The following is a 13,560-nucleotide window of genomic DNA, read 5'->3' as shown; positions in this document are numbered from 1 at the left end:
AGGGCGGGGGTGACGCAACGGGTCAGCCGTTCTTGGTGGGCAGCTCGGGGATCGTGGGAGGATCGCGTTCGAGCGAGGCCACGTCGGTCTCCGGATCGCCGGGTGCCAGCCCTTCACTGCTGGGAGAGAGCTTGCGATTCGCCTTTTCGCGGAGCTTCTCTTCCTTCTTTTTCTTCTTGGCCAGCTCTTTCTGGCGCTTTTCGTAGCCGTAATTTGGTGTTGCCACTGCATCTCCTTGAGGCGAAGGCAGTCAAAGTGACTGCGCGTAGCCTACTGTAAGCGATATCGCGGCCGACTCAAGACACCCGGCGGGCCGGTGTTTCGAACTCGAACACACCTTGCAAAGCCGGCTGGAGCCCGCGCCAGCCTACATCTTCGCCAGCGCCTGCGCCAGGTCGGCGCGCAGGTCCTCGACGTCCTCTAGCCCGACCGAGAAGCGCACGAGCGTGCCCTTGTACGGCCAGCGTGCCACGCTGGCGTCGCGCATCAGGCCGATGTCGTACGGCACCACGAGGCTGATCGGCCCGCCCCACGAATAGCCGAGCCTGAACAGCGCCAGGCTGTCGCAGAAACGGTCGACCTGCTCGTTGCTGAAGCGTGCGTCGAACACGACGGAGAACAGTCCGGCGGCGAGGTCGGAAGCGCCGCACAGCGCACGCCAGTTCGCATGGCCCGGCGATCCTTCGAGCGCCGGATGCAGCACCTGGGCGATCTCGGCGCGGTCGGCCAGCCAGCGTGCCAGCTCGCGCGCGGCGCGGTCGTGCGCGGCGTAGCGCAGGCCCACGCTCGGCAGCGAGCGCAGCAGCGTCTCGACGTCGCCCACGCCCACGCCGAAGCCCAGGCGCATGTGCGTGAGCTTGAGTGCGCGGTGCAGCCGCTCGTCGCGCGTGGTCACGCTGCCCATGAGCACGTCGCCGCCGCCGCTCGGGTATTTGGTGAGCGCATGCACCGAGATGTCCACGCCCTGCCCGCTGGCGCCGAGATCGAAGGGCGCAAAGGCCAGGCCCGCGCCCCAGGTGTTGTCGAGCGCGGTGAGCACGCCACGCGCGCGGCAGGCACCCACGAGCGCCGGCAGGTCGGGGAATTCCATCGTCACCGAGCCCGCCGCCTCGACCCAGACCAGCCGGGTCCGCTCGGAAAGCTTGGCCGCCAGGTCGGCCGGGTCCATCGCGTCGTAAAGGCGGTGCGTGATGCCGAAATTCGCGAGTTCGCCGGTGGCGAGCGCCTTGTTGGGCCCATAGGCGTTGTCGGGGATCAGCACCTCGTCGCCGCTCTTGAGGAAGGCGAAGGCCACCAGCGAGATCGCCGCGAGGCCGCTCGGGACCAGCAGGGTTTCGGTGCCGCCCTCGAGCGTCGCGAGCCGCTCCTCGAGCGTGAAGGTGGTCGGCGTGCCATGCAGGCCATAGGTGTAGCCGGCCTTGGTCTTCCAGTCGCGCGCCCGCATCGCAGCCACGTCGGCGAAGAACACGGTCGAGGCCTTGTAGATGCCGGGCTGCGGCGCGGCAAAGCTGGCGGGCGGCGCGTAGGGATGGTGGATCAGGGTCGTGGAGGGCTTGCTCATGGCCCCGATGCTAGCGCGGCATTCCGCCGCACAATGCGCCGATGGGCAACAGCGTGTTTTCGATCGAACCCGCGGCATCGTGCATGCTGACGGCACGCCCCTCGCCAGGCCTGCAACATTGCGTGCGGCTGATGTGGGCCTCGGCTCCCGCCGCCGTGGCCGAGCAGCCGGGCGCACGCGAGCACGTGCTGCCGACCGGGGGCATGCACCTGGTGTTCCGTCTCGACGGCCCTCCGCTGCGCCTGTTCCGCAACGAGGCGGATGCGCACGGCTACACCGTCGGCTACGCCATGGTGGGCGGGGCCCGTTCCGCTTTTTTCGTGCGCGACGTGTCGGTCGAGACCCGCTCGGTCGGCGTGATGCTTCAACCGGGTGCCGCCCGGGCACTGCTCGGCGTCCCCGAGGACACGCTCGCCGAATGCCACACGCCGCTCGACGCGCTCTGGGGCTCGGACGCCAGTTTCGCACTCGAGCAACTGCACGGCGCCGATTCGCTGGCGCGCCAGCTTGCCATCCTCGATGCCCTGCTGCGTGCGCGCCTGTCCGCTTCTGCCCTGCCAGGCCTGCACCCGGCGGTAGCTTATGCACTGGCCGGCCTGTCCGGCACGCAACCGCGCGCCATCCGCGACCTGGTGCAGCAAAGCGGCTACAGCCATCGACGCTTCATCGCGCTGTTTCGCGGCATGGCAGGCATGGCACCCAAGCAGTACGCGCGGATGCTGCGCTTCAATCGGGTCATCGATCGGTTCGCGCAGGACCCTGCCCAGCCATGGGTGGCGCTGGCACTGGATGCCGGGTACAGCGATCAGTCGCATTTCAGCCGAGAATTTCTCGCGACCGCCGGCATCGGGCCAGAGGCATACCGGCGCGCGGCGCCGGTGTCGTCGCGGCATGTGCGAATCTGAGCGCCTGCAGGGCAGGTCAATTTCGTTCAAGACGGCGCATGCGGCAGCGGCCAGAATCGTCGATCCCATCACCCGAACGGACATGCCATGGCGATCCACGAACTCTTTCCATACCTCTGTGTTGACAATGCCGCAGCGGCCATCGACTTCTATTGCGAGGCCTTCGAAGTCAAGGAGATCTTCCGGCTCACAGAACCCAGCGGCCGCATCGGCCATGCCGAACTCGACTTCCACAATGGCGCGATCCTGATGATCTCGGACGAGTTCGCCGAATACAACATCCGCAGCGCGAAGACGCTGGGCGGCAGCGCCGTGACGCTGCACCTGCACGTGGACGACGCCGATGCCGTGGTGGCGCGCGCGGTCGCGGCCGGCGCCACGCTCGACATGGCGCCGCAGGACCAGTTCTATGGCGAGCGCTCGGGCGTGTTTCGCGACCCCTTCGGCCATCGCTGGAACGTGGGCCACAGCATCGAGAAGCTCACGCCCGAAGAGATGCAGCGGCGCTACACCGCCATGTTCTAGAGAACGCTCAGACCGACCACTTCTCGAGCAGCTTCTCGGGGCCGAGCGAGTCGTAGCCTTCGAAAGGCTGATGAATCCAGGGGTTGGTCGCGAGGTACTCGACCGAGTAGTCGGGCGTGAAGGTCGACAAGGCCTTGGTCCAGAGCACCGCGCTGCGCAGTTCGGTGATCGGCTTGTAGTTGTTGCGCAGCATGTCCATCACCGCATGCAGCGTGTGGCCCGAGTCGGCCAGGTCGTCGACCAGCAGCACCCGTCCCGCGATCTCGCCCTTGGGCGTGGTGATGAAGCGGGCGATGTCGAGGTGGCCCTGCACCGTGCCGGCGTCGGCGCGGTAGGAGCTCGTTGACATGATGGCCAGCGGCTTGTCGAAGATGCGCGACAGCACGTCGCCCGGGCGCATGCCCCCGCGCGCGAGACAGAGGATGGTGTCGAACTCCCAGCCCGACTGGTGCACCTTGATCGCGAGCTTCTCGATCAGGTTGTGGTACTCGTCGTAGCTGACGTAGAGATGCTTGCCGTCTTCGGTCAACATGATTCTTGGGTTCCTCTTCAGTCGGCCAGGTAGGGGTGACGCATCATGATGGTGTGGTCGCGATCCGGGCTGGTCGAAACCATGTGGATCGGCACGCCGGTGATCTGCTCGATGCGCTGCAGGTAGAGCCGCGCATTGACCGGCAGCTTGTCGAACTGCGTGACGCCCACGGTGCTTTCGCTCCAGCCTTCGAGCGTCTCGTAGATCGGCGTGCAGCGCTCGATCTCGTCCGCGCCCATCGGCAGGATGTCGGTCTTCTCGCCGTCGAGTTCGTAGCCGGTGCACAGCTCGAGCTTCTCGAGTCCGTCGAGCACGTCGAGCTTGGTGATGCAAAGGCCCGACAGGCCGTTGACCTGGGCCGAGCGCTTGAGCAGCGCGGCATCGAACCAGCCGCAACGGCGGCTGCGGCCCGTGGTCACCCCCTTCTCGGCGCCCACGGTGCTCATGTGGTAGCCCGGCGTGCCCGGCGTGGCCCAGTCGAGTTCGGTCGGGAACGGACCGCCGCCAACGCGCGTGCAATAGGCCTTCGTGATGCCGAGGATGTAGTGCAGCATGCCCGGGCCGACGCCCGAACCCGCGGCCGCGTTGCCCGCGACGCAGTTGCTCGACGTGACGTACGGGTAGGTGCCGTGGTCCACGTCGAGCAGCGTGCCCTGCGCACCTTCGAACAGCAGGTTGGCGCCGGCCTTGTTCGCGTCGTTCAGCTCGCGGGAGACGTCGGCCATCATCGGCTTGAGCAGCACCGCGTGGCGCATCGCCTCGTCGAACACCTCGTCGAAGTCGACCGCGGGTGCGCCCAGCACCTGCGTCAGCACGTGGTTGTGCAAGTCGAGCAGCACGCGCAGCTTGGTGGCGAAGCGCTCGGGATGCTTCAGGTCCTGCACGCGCAGCGCGCGGCGTGCGATCTTGTCCTCGTAGGCCGGGCCGATGCCGCGGCCGGTGGTGCCGATCTTCTCGACGCCACCCTTTTCGCGGTAGGTCTCGCGTGCGATGTCGAGCGCGGCATGGAACGGCAGGATCAGCGGGCAGGCCTCGCTGATGCGCAGGCGCGAACGCACCTCGACGCCGACCTTCTCGAGCCCTTCGATCTCCTCGAACAGCTTGGCGGCAGAAAGCACCACGCCGTTGCCGATGTAGCACTTGACGCCCGGACGCATGATGCCGCTCGGGATCAGGTGCAGCGCCGTCTTCACGCCGTTGATGACCAGCGTGTGGCCCGCGTTGTGGCCGCCCTGGAAGCGGACCACGCCCTGGGCGCTTTCCGTCAGCCAGTCGACCAGCTTGCCCTTGCCCTCGTCGCCCCATTGGGTGCCGACGACGACGACGTTTCTTCCGGTGGTTACGCTCATGCTCGTTCCATTACTTCAAAGATTCAGATGGCCAGTACCCGCCACTGCCCCGCTTGCTCGACGAGCTCGCGGTCGCAATGGAATTCATCGATTTCGCTGCTGTGGCCCGGCAGCACGCAGACCACGACCTCGCCGGCGCGGCGCAGTCCGGCGATGGCCTCGTGCAGGCCGGCCGCGTCGCTCCAGGGCGCACGGATCGCGGCGCGCAGCGGCCGTGCCGGCAGCACGCCGACCAGCTCGCGCACGTCGAGGCTGAAGCCCACGGCGGGTCGGTTGCGGCCGAACACGGCGCCGACCTCGTCGTAGCGCCCGCCGCGCACCAGCGCATCGGCTGCGCCGGGCGCGTAGATGCCGAAGCGCATGCCGCTGTAGTACGCATAGCCGCGCAGGTCGGCCAGGTCGAAACTGATCTGCCGGCCGGTATGGCCGTTCAGGCTGGCGGCCAGCTGCCGCAGCCCGGCCAGCGCCGCATCGACCGCGGGGATGGCGTTGAGCGCCTTTGCGGCCTCGTCGAGCACGGCGGCGTCGCCGTAGAGCTGGACCAGCGCGCGCAGCCCGTCGCGCGAGGCGGCCGGGAAATCGCGCGTGAGCGCATGCAGCTCGCTCGCGTCCTTGGCGACCAGCGCCGCATGCACGCGCGCCAGCGCAGCGCCATCGGCAGGCACGCCCGCGAACAGCGCGCGCACGATGCGTGCATCGGCCAGGTCGACGATGAGGCCGTCGTCCAGGCCCGAAGCCTGCAGGCAGTCGAGCGCCAGCAGCAGGATCTCTGTGTCGGCTTCGAGGCTGGCGTGGCCGTAGATCTCGGCGCCGAACTGCAGCGGCTCGCGCGTCGCATGCGGCCGGTCGGGCCGCGTGTGCAGCACCGGTCCGCAGTAGCACAGTCGCGCCACGCCTTCGCGATTGAGCAGGTGGGCATCGATGCGCGCCACCTGGGGCGTGGTGTCGGCCCGAAGGCCCATGCTGCGGCCCGACAGCTGGTCGACGAGCTTGAAGGTCTGGAGGTCGAGCGCCTCGCCGGTGCCCGACAGCAGCGACTCGAGATGCTCGAGCAGCGGCGGCATCACCAGCTCGTAGCCATAGCCACGGGCGGTATCGAGCAGCTGGCGTCGAAGTTCTTCGATGTGGCGCGCCTCGGAGGGCAGCACATCGGCAATGTGATCCGGGAGGACCCAGGCGGACATGAGGATCGGGGGCGTGGTTAAACCGGGATTCTACCGGGGCGGCGCCGGGGCCCGGCCACAAGCCCTAGAAAATCAGGAGCAGAACGAGTCCGAGCAGGATGCTGCAGAGACCGAAGAAGCGCAGCTGGCCGTCGCGCAACTGCATGAGCTGTCCGAAGCCGCGGCGCCAACCGCCCGGTGAAACGAGGGGCAGGATGCCCTCGATCACCAGCACCAGCGCCAGCGCGCTCCAGAACGTCTCGGCGCTCACGACCCGGGACGCCGGATCAGCGGCGCGGCGCGTTGCCTGCCGGCGTGCCGGCGCTCTGCATGGCGCGGAAGAAGTCGGACGACGGGTCGACCACCATCACGTCGCTCTTCTTGTTGAAGCTCTGCTTGTAGGCCTCGAGGCTGCGGTAGAACTGCGCGAACTGGGGATCGCGGCCGAACGCATCGCTGTAGATCGCGGCCGCCTGCGCATCGCCCTCACCCTTGATCTTCTGCGCGTCGCGGTAGGCATTGGCCACGGTGACTTCGCGCTGGCGATCGGCGTCGGCGCGGATCTTTTCGCCCTCTGCGTAGCCGGTCGAGCGCAACTCGTTGGCCACGCGCTTGCGCTCGGCCTCCATGCGGCGGTAGACCGACTCGGTGATGGCCTCGACATAGTCGACGCGCGTGATGCGCACGTCCACCACGTCCACGCCCCAGGGCTTGGCGCCCTTCACCACGGCCAGCACCTCGCGCTGCACGTCGGTCATGAGTTCTTCGCGGCGCGACGAAATCAGGTCGCGCACGGTGCGCTTGTTGATGTTTTCCTGGAAGGCATTGCGCACCACGCGGTTGAGTTGCATCGCGCCCGCGTTTTCGTCGAGCCCCACATTGCGGATGTAGGCCTGCGGGTCGGTGATGCGCCAGCGCACGTACCAATCGATCACCACGCGCTGCTTCTCGGCCGTGAGCATCGGCTCGGTCTCGAGGCTCGAGAGCGTGAGCAGGCGCTTGTCGATGTAAGACACGTTCTGGAACGGCGGCGGCATCTTGAAGTTGAGGCCGGGCTCGGTGATGACCTGCTTGATCTCGCCGAGCGCGTACACCACCCCGAATTGCCGCTGGTCGACCACGAAGAGCGTGGAGCTCAGCAGCAACAGCAGCACGAGGAACGACGAGGCGATGAATCCGATTCTGTTCATGTTCTTCTTCCTGGCCTGTTCAACGCACGTCGCGGTCGCGCGAGCGGCCGTCGCGGGCTCGGTTGTCGCCCGAAGTGGGCGCCACCGGGATCACCGACGATTGCGGCGGCGCCGTGCCGGCCACGCTGGGGCTGGCGGCATCGACCGGCGTGACGGCCTGGTTGCCGCCGCTTTGCTGCATGAGCTTGTCGAGCGGCAGGTACAGCAGGTTCGAGCCCTGCTTGGTGTCGACCAGCACCTTGGTGGTGCTGGCGTAGATCTGTTGCATCGCGTCGGTGTACATGCGGTCGCGCGTGACCTGCGGGGCCTTCTGGTACTCGGCCAGCACCGCGGCGAAGCGGCCGGAATCACCCTGCGCCTGCGCAACGATGCGCGCCTTGTAGGCCTCGGATTCTTCCTGGAGGCGCGAAGCGGTACCCGTTGCGCGCGGCACCACGTCGTTGGCATAGGCCTGCGCCTCGTTCTTGGCACGCTCACGTTCCTGGCCGGCCTTGAGCACGTCGTCGAAAGCCGCCTGCACCTGCTCGGGCGGACGCACACCGCCCTGCTGCAGGTTGATGTTGACGACTTCGACGCCGACCTTGTAGCGGTCGAGAATGGTCTGCATCAGCGTGCGCACGCGCGGCGCGATCTGGTCGCGTTCCTCGGCCAGCGCCGCGTCCATCTTCATGTTGCCCACCACCTCGCGCACGGCGGTCTCCGCGACCTGCACGACGGTTTCAGCAGGCGACTTGCTTTCGTACAGATAAGCCCGCGCATCGCTCAAGCGGTATTGCACCGCGAACTTGATCTCGACAATGTTCTCGTCCTGGGTCAGCATGGCCGACTCGCGCAGGCCCGTGGAGCGCACGATCGCATCGCGGCCCACGTCGGTCGAGCGGATCTGCGTGACCACCACCACCTCGTGGCGCTGGATCGGATACGGAAGCCGCCAGTTGAAGCCGGCGCCCACGGTCGTCTTGTAGCTACCGAACTGCGTGATCACGGCCTGCTGGCCTTCGTTCACGATGAAGAAGCCGGTGCCGAGCCAGATGAGAAGCGCCACGACGGCGACGAGTCCGATGCCGAAGCCCGCATTCTTCATGTCGGGCCGGTAGCCATTGCCGCCACCGCCGCTCGGGCCGCTGGAACGCCCCCCGCCGCCGCCCTTGCCGCCGAAGAAGCCGCCAAGCTTGCGGTTGAGGTCGCGCCACAGTTCGTCGAGGTCCGGCGGGCCCTGGTTCGGCCCCTGGCCGCGAGGGCGGTTGCCGTTGTTGTTGTTGCCCGAAGGCGGGGGCGGAGGTACACCCGGTGGGTCTGCGTCGGGAGGCCGGTTGCCGCTCGGGCGATCGCCACCGGAGGCCGGCTCGTCGCCACGCCCCCACCGGCCATCGTTCAGGTTGAACATGCCCAGAAACCCACTCCACGCTGGCTTTGCATTCATTCGCTTCGTTCTCTTGTCAGTGGCGGGATTGTGCCCAATCAATGGGCGTCACCGTGCAATTCAGTGTCCGCTTCTGGGGTCATCGTAGCGTCGAGCGAACCCGACCGACGCGCCAGTTCGGTGCGCAGCAGGGGCAAGCCCTCGCCGCTTCGTGCGCTCAGGAAGATGCGGGGGACCTGTGCGCCGTCGATTTCCATTTCGTCCTGCAGATGCAGCGGATGCTGCGCGCTTTCAAGGGCGTCGAGCTTGTTGAACACCAGAAGTTGCGGAATGGCTTCGGCACCGATCTCGCGCAGCACCAATTGCACCTCGGCCATCTGCTCGGGGTAATGGGGGTTGGAGGCATCGATCACGTGCAGCAGCAGGTCGGCATCGACGGCCTCCTGCAGCGTGGCCTTGAACGCATCGACAAGGCCGTGCGGCAGGTCGCGAATGAAGCCCACCGTGTCGGAGATCGACACCTTGCGGCCGGCGTCACCCAGGTAGAGGTTGCGCGTGGTCGTGTCGAGCGTCGCAAAGAGCTGGTCGGCCGCGTACGCACGGGCTTTGACCAGCGCATTGAAGAGCGACGACTTGCCCGCGTTGGTGTAGCCCACCAGCGAGATGTTGAAGGTCTCGCGGCGCTCGCGCTGGCGGCGCTGGGTGCCGCGCTGCTTCTGCACCTTGGCGAGCCGGTCGCGCGTGCGCTTGATCGACTCGTTAATCATCCGGCGGTCGAGCTCGATCTGCTTCTCGCCCGGGCCGCCGCGCACGCCGGCACCGCCGGTCTGGCGCTCGAGGTGGGACCAGCGACGCACGAGGCGCGTGCTCAGGTACTGCAGCCGGGCCAGTTCGACCTGCAGCTTGCCTTCGTGCGAGCGTGCACGCTGGGCGAAGATCTCGAGGATGAGAAAGGTGCGGTCGTACACCGCGACGTCGAGCTGGCGTTCGAGATTGCGCTGCTGCGCCGGGCTCAACGACTGGTCGAAGATGACCTCGCTCGCGCGGTGCATGGCGGCCAGCTCCTTGATCTCGTCGGCCTTGCCGCTGCCGACGAAGAGTGCCGCGTCGGGGGCCTTGCGCTTGCAGACGAGACGGGCAACGGGCTCGAGGCCTGCGGTCTGCGCGAGCAGGCCGAGTTCCTCGAGTTCACTGTCGAAATGGGGCAACCCGAAATCGACACCGACGAGAACGGCGGCGCCTTCCTGGCGGGAGTTCAGATCAGACAAGCGGGAATTCAATAAGGAAAAAGCGCGGCGGGGTTGCCGCCGCGCTCCGCGCGATCAGGCTGCGGCGTCGTCGTTCTCGTTGGCCGAGAAGTTGACGGCACGACCTGGCACGATGGTGGAAATGGCGTGCTTGTAGACCATCTGTGTCACCGTGTTGCGAAGCAGCACGACATACTGGTCGAAAGACTCGATCTGACCCTGCAGCTTGATACCGTTCACCAGATAAATGGAGACCGGCACATGCTCGCGACGCAGGGTGTTCAGAAACGGGTCTTGTAGGAGTTGCCCTTTATTGCTCACGATATTCTCCGTGTTCAAGAGTAGTTGTTGGAGCGATGACCTTAACACAGGGTTTCCGCGCTGCAGCAGCCGACGCCAAAGGCCTTTGAAAAATAACGGGACTCAAAAGCCGGAACTTTCGGCCCTCTCATCGCTCATCAGCAGCCATCGGTCGCCAAGCGCCCTCAGTTGTCCTTGTCGGCAAACGGATTCTGCGAGCTCTTGAACTGGATGCGCAGGGGGGTGCCCACGAGGTCGAACTCCTTGCGGAACCGCCCTTCGAGGAAGCGCTTGTAGGCCTCCGTAACGTGCTCGAGCGAATTGCCGTGGATGATGATCACCGGCGGGTTCATCCCGCCCTGGTGCGCATAGCGCAGCTTCGGCCGGAACATGCCGGCGCGCTTGGGCGCCTGGAACTGCACCGCCTCGAGCAGCAGCCGCGTCAGCACCGGCGTGGACATCTTGCGCGTGGCCGACTTGTGGGCCTGCGCAATGGCCTGCCACACTGGCCCGAGGCCCTGGCGCTTGATGGCCGAGATGAAATGCAGCGAGGCGAACTTGAGGAACGGCAGCCGGGTCTCGATCTGGCGCTGGATCTGCTCGCGCTGGTAGCTGTCGACCGCGTCCCACTTGTTGATGGCGATCACGACCGCCCGCCCGCTCTCGAGGATGTAGCCCGCGATGTGCGCGTCCTGGTCGGTCACACCCTGGGTCGCGTCGAGCAGCAGCAGCACGACATTGGCCGACTCGATGGCCTGCAGCGTCTTCACGACCGAGAACTTCTCGATCGCCTCGAACACCCTGCCCTTGCGGCGCAGCCCGGCGGTATCGATGAGTTCGAAGCGCTGACCGTTGCGCTCGAAGGGCACGCTGATGGCGTCGCGCGTGGTGCCGGGCAGGTCGAAGGCCACGAGCCTTTCTTCGCCGAGCCATGTGTTGATCAGCGTCGACTTGCCCACGTTGGGCCGGCCTGCCACTGCCAGCTTGATCGGTTTGTTGACGTCTTCCTCGTCGGACTCGTCGTCTGGGTCGGCAAGATTCAGTGGCGCCAGCGCGAGTTCGACCAGGTCGCGGATGCCCTGCCCGTGCGCGGCCGAGATGCCGTACACCTCGCCGAAACCGAGTTCGTAGAAATCCACGAGCTTGGTGCCGTCTTGCATGCCCTCGGCCTTGTTCGCCACCAGCAGGCATGGCTTGCCGAGCCGGCGCAGCTCGTTGGCGATCTCGTGGTCCTGCGACGAAAGCCCCTCGCGGGCATCGACGACGAAGATCACCACATCGGCTTCGGCGACCGCCTGCCGCGTCTGCTTGGCCATCTCCTTGAAGATGCCGCTGCCCGCGTCGGGCTCGAAGCCGCCGGTGTCGATGACGATGAACTCGTGCTTGCCCTGGCGACCGTTGCCATAGTGGCGGTCGCGCGTGAGCCCCGCGAAGTCGGCGACGATGGCGTCGCGCGTCTGCGTCAGGCGGTTGAACAGGGTCGATTTGCCGACGTTCGGACGCCCGACCAGGGCCACGACCGGCTTCATGGCCGGCCTTTCGTTGGCGCGGTTTTCATGGTCGGGCCTTGCTGAAGATCATTCGGGGCGATAGCCGAACACGCCGCCGTTGGCGGTCACCACGACCACCGTGTTGTCGGACAGCACAGGCGTCACGGCAATGGCGGAGCCGTCGGGCGTCACACGATTGAGGAGCGCGCCGTCTTCGCGCGACACGAAGTGCAGCGTGCCGGTGCTTTCGCCGATGACGAGCGAACGACCGACGGCCAGCGGCCCGGTCAGCACGCGGTGCTTGAAGCGCGTCGATTGCCAGGCGCGCTCGCCGTCGGCGCGACGCCAGGCCGTGACGCTGCCGTCGGCCTCGGTGCCGTAGACGAAGCCTTCGTCGCCGCTCACGCCCTCGGCGCCCATGGCTGGCTTGCTCCAGAGCAGCTGGCCACGCAGCGTGTCGACGCAGCCGACGTTGGCGTAGTAGGCACGCGCGCAGACGGTGTCGCCGACACGGCTCACGCTGCCGGTCAGGTCAACCAGGCGCTCGACGTCGTTGGTGCCGCGCGGTGCCGAGATCGGTGCTTCCCAGCGCGAGGAGCCATTGGCCGGATTGAGGCCGACCAGGCGGCCACCGATGCCCGAGACCAGCGTGTCGCCCACGGCGATCAGCACGCCCGACTTCCGAAGCACGAGGTTCTCGGCCGTGCGCTGCTGCAGCCACAGGCGGCGGCCGCTCTGGCCGTCCCAGGCGCTGATGGTGCGGTCGGCGGTCTGCACGAAGACGCGGCGGCCGGCGACCAGCGGCGCGGTGAAGGCCTGCGCCGTGAGCCGCTGTTTCCACAGGACCTTGCCGCCCTCGAGCGCCACCAGTTCGTTGTTCTCCGTGACCACGGCGGCCAGAGAACCGTCGCTGCCGACCCCAGCCGCCAGCGGTGCGCCGGCATTGGCGCGCCAGGTCTCGCGACCCGCGCGGGCATCGATGGCGACCACGGTGCCATCGCTGCCCGCGACGGTCACGGTGTCGCCGCTCACGTCGACGGCAAGCGGGAACTTCACCGCCGGGATGCGTACGCTCCAGGCCTGACGCACACCGAACAGCGACGGGTTCGCCGGCAGTTCGGTGGGCTTGGGTTTGCTGGTGCCGGAGCACGCAGCGAGCATGGCGACCAGAACAATGGCCGAACCGGCGCGCAGTGCGCGCGACTCCGGCAAGAAACGCTTGAGATTCATGGTGCGATCAGGAAGTTTGGGGGGCGGCGGGCGTGACCGTGATCACGGGCGCAAGGCTCTTAGGGTCCACGCCGGAGGCGTTGAGCTTGAATTCGACGAGTCGCCGGTAGTCCGACGTGGGACCGAGGCCGGTCCAGGCCTTGCGGTATTCGGCCTGTGCCTGCTCGCGCTTTCCCTGGGCCATGTAGATGTCGCCCTTGCGGTCGGCCACGAGCGGCTCGAATTCGTTCGGCACTTCGCCCTCGAGCTGCTTGAGCGCTTCGTCGTACGACTTGCTGTCGAGCAGTTCGGCCGCGAGCCGCAGCTTGGCGACCGCCTTGTAGCCGGGGTCTGCGGCGTTCTGCGCGACCCAGCCAAGCGCGGCGCGCGATTCCTCGGGCTTGCCCTTCTCGTAGAAGGTCTTCGCCGCGAGCAGGCCCGCCTGCTGCGCGTACGCGGTGCGCGCGAAACGCTCCTTCATGTCGCCCAGGACGCGCTGGGTGCGCTCGACATCGCCGGCCTGCGCGCTGCGTTCGAGTTCGTCGTAGAGCGCCGAGGCCTGCGCGGCCTGGCTGCGCTGGTAGTACTGCCAGCCGTTCCAGGCCACGAAGGCACCGGCCACGAGCAGCACGACCCAGGTGATCAGGGTGCCGTAGGTATTCCAGAAATGCTTGAGCTGGTCGAGCTGTTCCTGTTCGTCGAGGTCGAGATGGGTTGCCATGCGCT

Annotated in this window: 15 protein-coding genes; 2 read left to right on the top strand and 13 right to left on the bottom strand. The window is 67.0% G+C overall.

Annotation, left to right across the window (positions count from 1 at the left end):
* Window positions 1-22: 22 nt before the first annotated feature.
* Together AC3A6R_RS03015 and AC3A6R_RS03010 are read right to left on the bottom strand one after the other, a co-directional pair.
* Window positions 23-226: a hypothetical protein gene (locus AC3A6R_RS03015; RefSeq protein ID WP_487858831.1), complete on the bottom strand. Its 204-nt coding sequence runs from the start codon at window positions 224-226 to the stop codon at window positions 23-25.
* A gap of 141 nt (window positions 227-367) precedes the next feature.
* On the bottom strand, window positions 368-1,561 hold the full coding sequence (locus tag AC3A6R_RS03010; protein ID WP_487863738.1) for a PLP-dependent transferase: 1,194 nt from the start codon (window positions 1,559-1,561) through the stop codon (window positions 368-370).
* A gap of 41 nt (window positions 1,562-1,602) precedes the next feature.
* Here AC3A6R_RS03010 and AC3A6R_RS03005 point away from each other — a divergent pair, with 41 nt between their 5' ends.
* Window positions 1,603-2,466, top strand: coding sequence for a helix-turn-helix domain-containing protein (locus AC3A6R_RS03005; RefSeq protein ID WP_487863737.1), 864 nt, complete (start codon window positions 1,603-1,605; stop codon window positions 2,464-2,466).
* An 87-nt stretch (window positions 2,467-2,553) separates the two neighbouring features.
* Window positions 2,554-2,991 (top strand): VOC family protein, encoded by a 438-nt coding sequence (locus tag AC3A6R_RS03000; RefSeq protein WP_487858828.1) that lies wholly within the window; start codon window positions 2,554-2,556, stop codon window positions 2,989-2,991.
* Window positions 2,992-2,998: 7 nt separating this feature from the next.
* On the opposite strand, the gene AC3A6R_RS02995 is transcribed toward AC3A6R_RS03000, so the two are convergent.
* The 11 genes from AC3A6R_RS02995 to AC3A6R_RS02945 form a co-directional block, all read right to left on the bottom strand.
* Window positions 2,999-3,523, bottom strand: coding sequence for a phosphoribosyltransferase (locus AC3A6R_RS02995; RefSeq protein WP_487858827.1), 525 nt, complete (start codon window positions 3,521-3,523; stop codon window positions 2,999-3,001).
* Between the two features lie 17 nt (window positions 3,524-3,540).
* Entirely contained in the window at window positions 3,541-4,872 is a 1,332-nt protein-coding gene (locus AC3A6R_RS02990) for an adenylosuccinate synthase (RefSeq protein WP_487858826.1), read from the bottom strand.
* Between the two features lie 23 nt (window positions 4,873-4,895).
* Entirely contained in the window at window positions 4,896-6,056 is a 1,161-nt protein-coding gene (locus AC3A6R_RS02985; protein ID WP_487863736.1) for an ATP phosphoribosyltransferase regulatory subunit, read from the bottom strand.
* 64 nt (window positions 6,057-6,120) lie between these two features.
* Window positions 6,121-6,306, bottom strand: a complete 186-nt coding sequence (locus tag AC3A6R_RS02980; RefSeq protein WP_487863735.1) for a DUF2065 domain-containing protein — start codon at window positions 6,304-6,306, stop codon at window positions 6,121-6,123.
* Window positions 6,307-6,322: 16 nt separating this feature from the next.
* Window positions 6,323-7,225: a protease modulator HflC gene (gene hflC / locus AC3A6R_RS02975; RefSeq protein ID WP_487858823.1), complete on the bottom strand. Its 903-nt coding sequence runs from the start codon at window positions 7,223-7,225 to the stop codon at window positions 6,323-6,325.
* Window positions 7,226-7,244: 19 nt separating this feature from the next.
* A complete protein-coding gene (gene hflK / locus AC3A6R_RS02970; protein ID WP_487863898.1) occupies window positions 7,245-8,612 on the bottom strand; it encodes an FtsH protease activity modulator HflK in 1,368 nt (455 codons plus the stop codon).
* 74 nt (window positions 8,613-8,686) lie between these two features.
* Complete coding sequence (hflX, locus tag AC3A6R_RS02965; protein WP_487863734.1) at window positions 8,687-9,856, bottom strand: GTPase HflX; 1,170 nt, start codon at window positions 9,854-9,856, stop codon at window positions 8,687-8,689.
* A 54-nt stretch (window positions 9,857-9,910) separates the two neighbouring features.
* Window positions 9,911-10,156, bottom strand: a complete 246-nt coding sequence (gene hfq, locus AC3A6R_RS02960) for an RNA chaperone Hfq (RefSeq protein ID WP_056582504.1) — start codon at window positions 10,154-10,156, stop codon at window positions 9,911-9,913.
* Between the two features lie 164 nt (window positions 10,157-10,320).
* The gene (gene der, locus AC3A6R_RS02955; protein WP_487858821.1) at window positions 10,321-11,664 is read right to left on the bottom strand and encodes a ribosome biogenesis GTPase Der; all 1,344 of its coding nucleotides are present in this window, start codon (window positions 11,662-11,664) and stop codon (window positions 10,321-10,323) included.
* A 48-nt stretch (window positions 11,665-11,712) separates the two neighbouring features.
* Window positions 11,713-12,855 carry an outer membrane protein assembly factor BamB gene (gene bamB, locus AC3A6R_RS02950; protein WP_487863733.1) on the bottom strand — a complete coding sequence of 381 codons (1,143 nt, stop codon included), beginning with the start codon at window positions 12,853-12,855 and terminating at the stop codon, window positions 11,713-11,715.
* Between the two features lie 7 nt (window positions 12,856-12,862).
* On the bottom strand, window positions 12,863-13,555 hold the full coding sequence (locus AC3A6R_RS02945) for a YfgM family protein (RefSeq protein WP_487863732.1): 693 nt from the start codon (window positions 13,553-13,555) through the stop codon (window positions 12,863-12,865).
* Window positions 13,556-13,560 lie beyond the last annotated feature (5 nt).

This window comes from Variovorax sp. Soil_C_19 (assembly GCF_057657255.1).
This window is presented reverse-complemented; position numbering and strand designations above follow the sequence as displayed.

What these genes read in the sequence shown, in the direction of transcription:
- hflK (WP_487863898.1), bottom strand. Translation starts at nt 8,612, where the DNA reads ATGTTCAACCTGAACGATGGCCGGTGGGGGCGTGGCGACGAGCCGGCC.
- bamB (WP_487863733.1), bottom strand. Translation starts at nt 12,855, where the DNA reads ATGAATCTCAAGCGTTTCTTGCCGGAGTCGCGCGCACTGCGCGCCGGT.
- AC3A6R_RS02990 (WP_487858826.1), bottom strand. Translation starts at nt 4,872, where the DNA reads ATGAGCGTAACCACCGGAAGAAACGTCGTCGTCGTCGGCACCCAATGG.
- hflC (WP_487858823.1), bottom strand. Translation starts at nt 7,225, where the DNA reads ATGAACAGAATCGGATTCATCGCCTCGTCGTTCCTCGTGCTGCTGTTG.
- AC3A6R_RS02995 (WP_487858827.1), bottom strand. Translation starts at nt 3,523, where the DNA reads ATGTTGACCGAAGACGGCAAGCATCTCTACGTCAGCTACGACGAGTAC.
- AC3A6R_RS03000 (WP_487858828.1), top strand. Translation starts at nt 2,554, where the DNA reads ATGGCGATCCACGAACTCTTTCCATACCTCTGTGTTGACAATGCCGCA.
- der (WP_487858821.1), bottom strand. Translation starts at nt 11,664, where the DNA reads ATGAAGCCGGTCGTGGCCCTGGTCGGGCGTCCGAACGTCGGCAAATCG.
- AC3A6R_RS02945 (WP_487863732.1), bottom strand. Translation starts at nt 13,555, where the DNA reads ATGGCAACCCATCTCGACCTCGACGAACAGGAACAGCTCGACCAGCTC.
- AC3A6R_RS03010 (WP_487863738.1), bottom strand. Translation starts at nt 1,561, where the DNA reads ATGAGCAAGCCCTCCACGACCCTGATCCACCATCCCTACGCGCCGCCC.
- AC3A6R_RS02985 (WP_487863736.1), bottom strand. Translation starts at nt 6,056, where the DNA reads ATGTCCGCCTGGGTCCTCCCGGATCACATTGCCGATGTGCTGCCCTCC.
- AC3A6R_RS03005 (WP_487863737.1), top strand. Translation starts at nt 1,603, where the DNA reads ATGGGCAACAGCGTGTTTTCGATCGAACCCGCGGCATCGTGCATGCTG.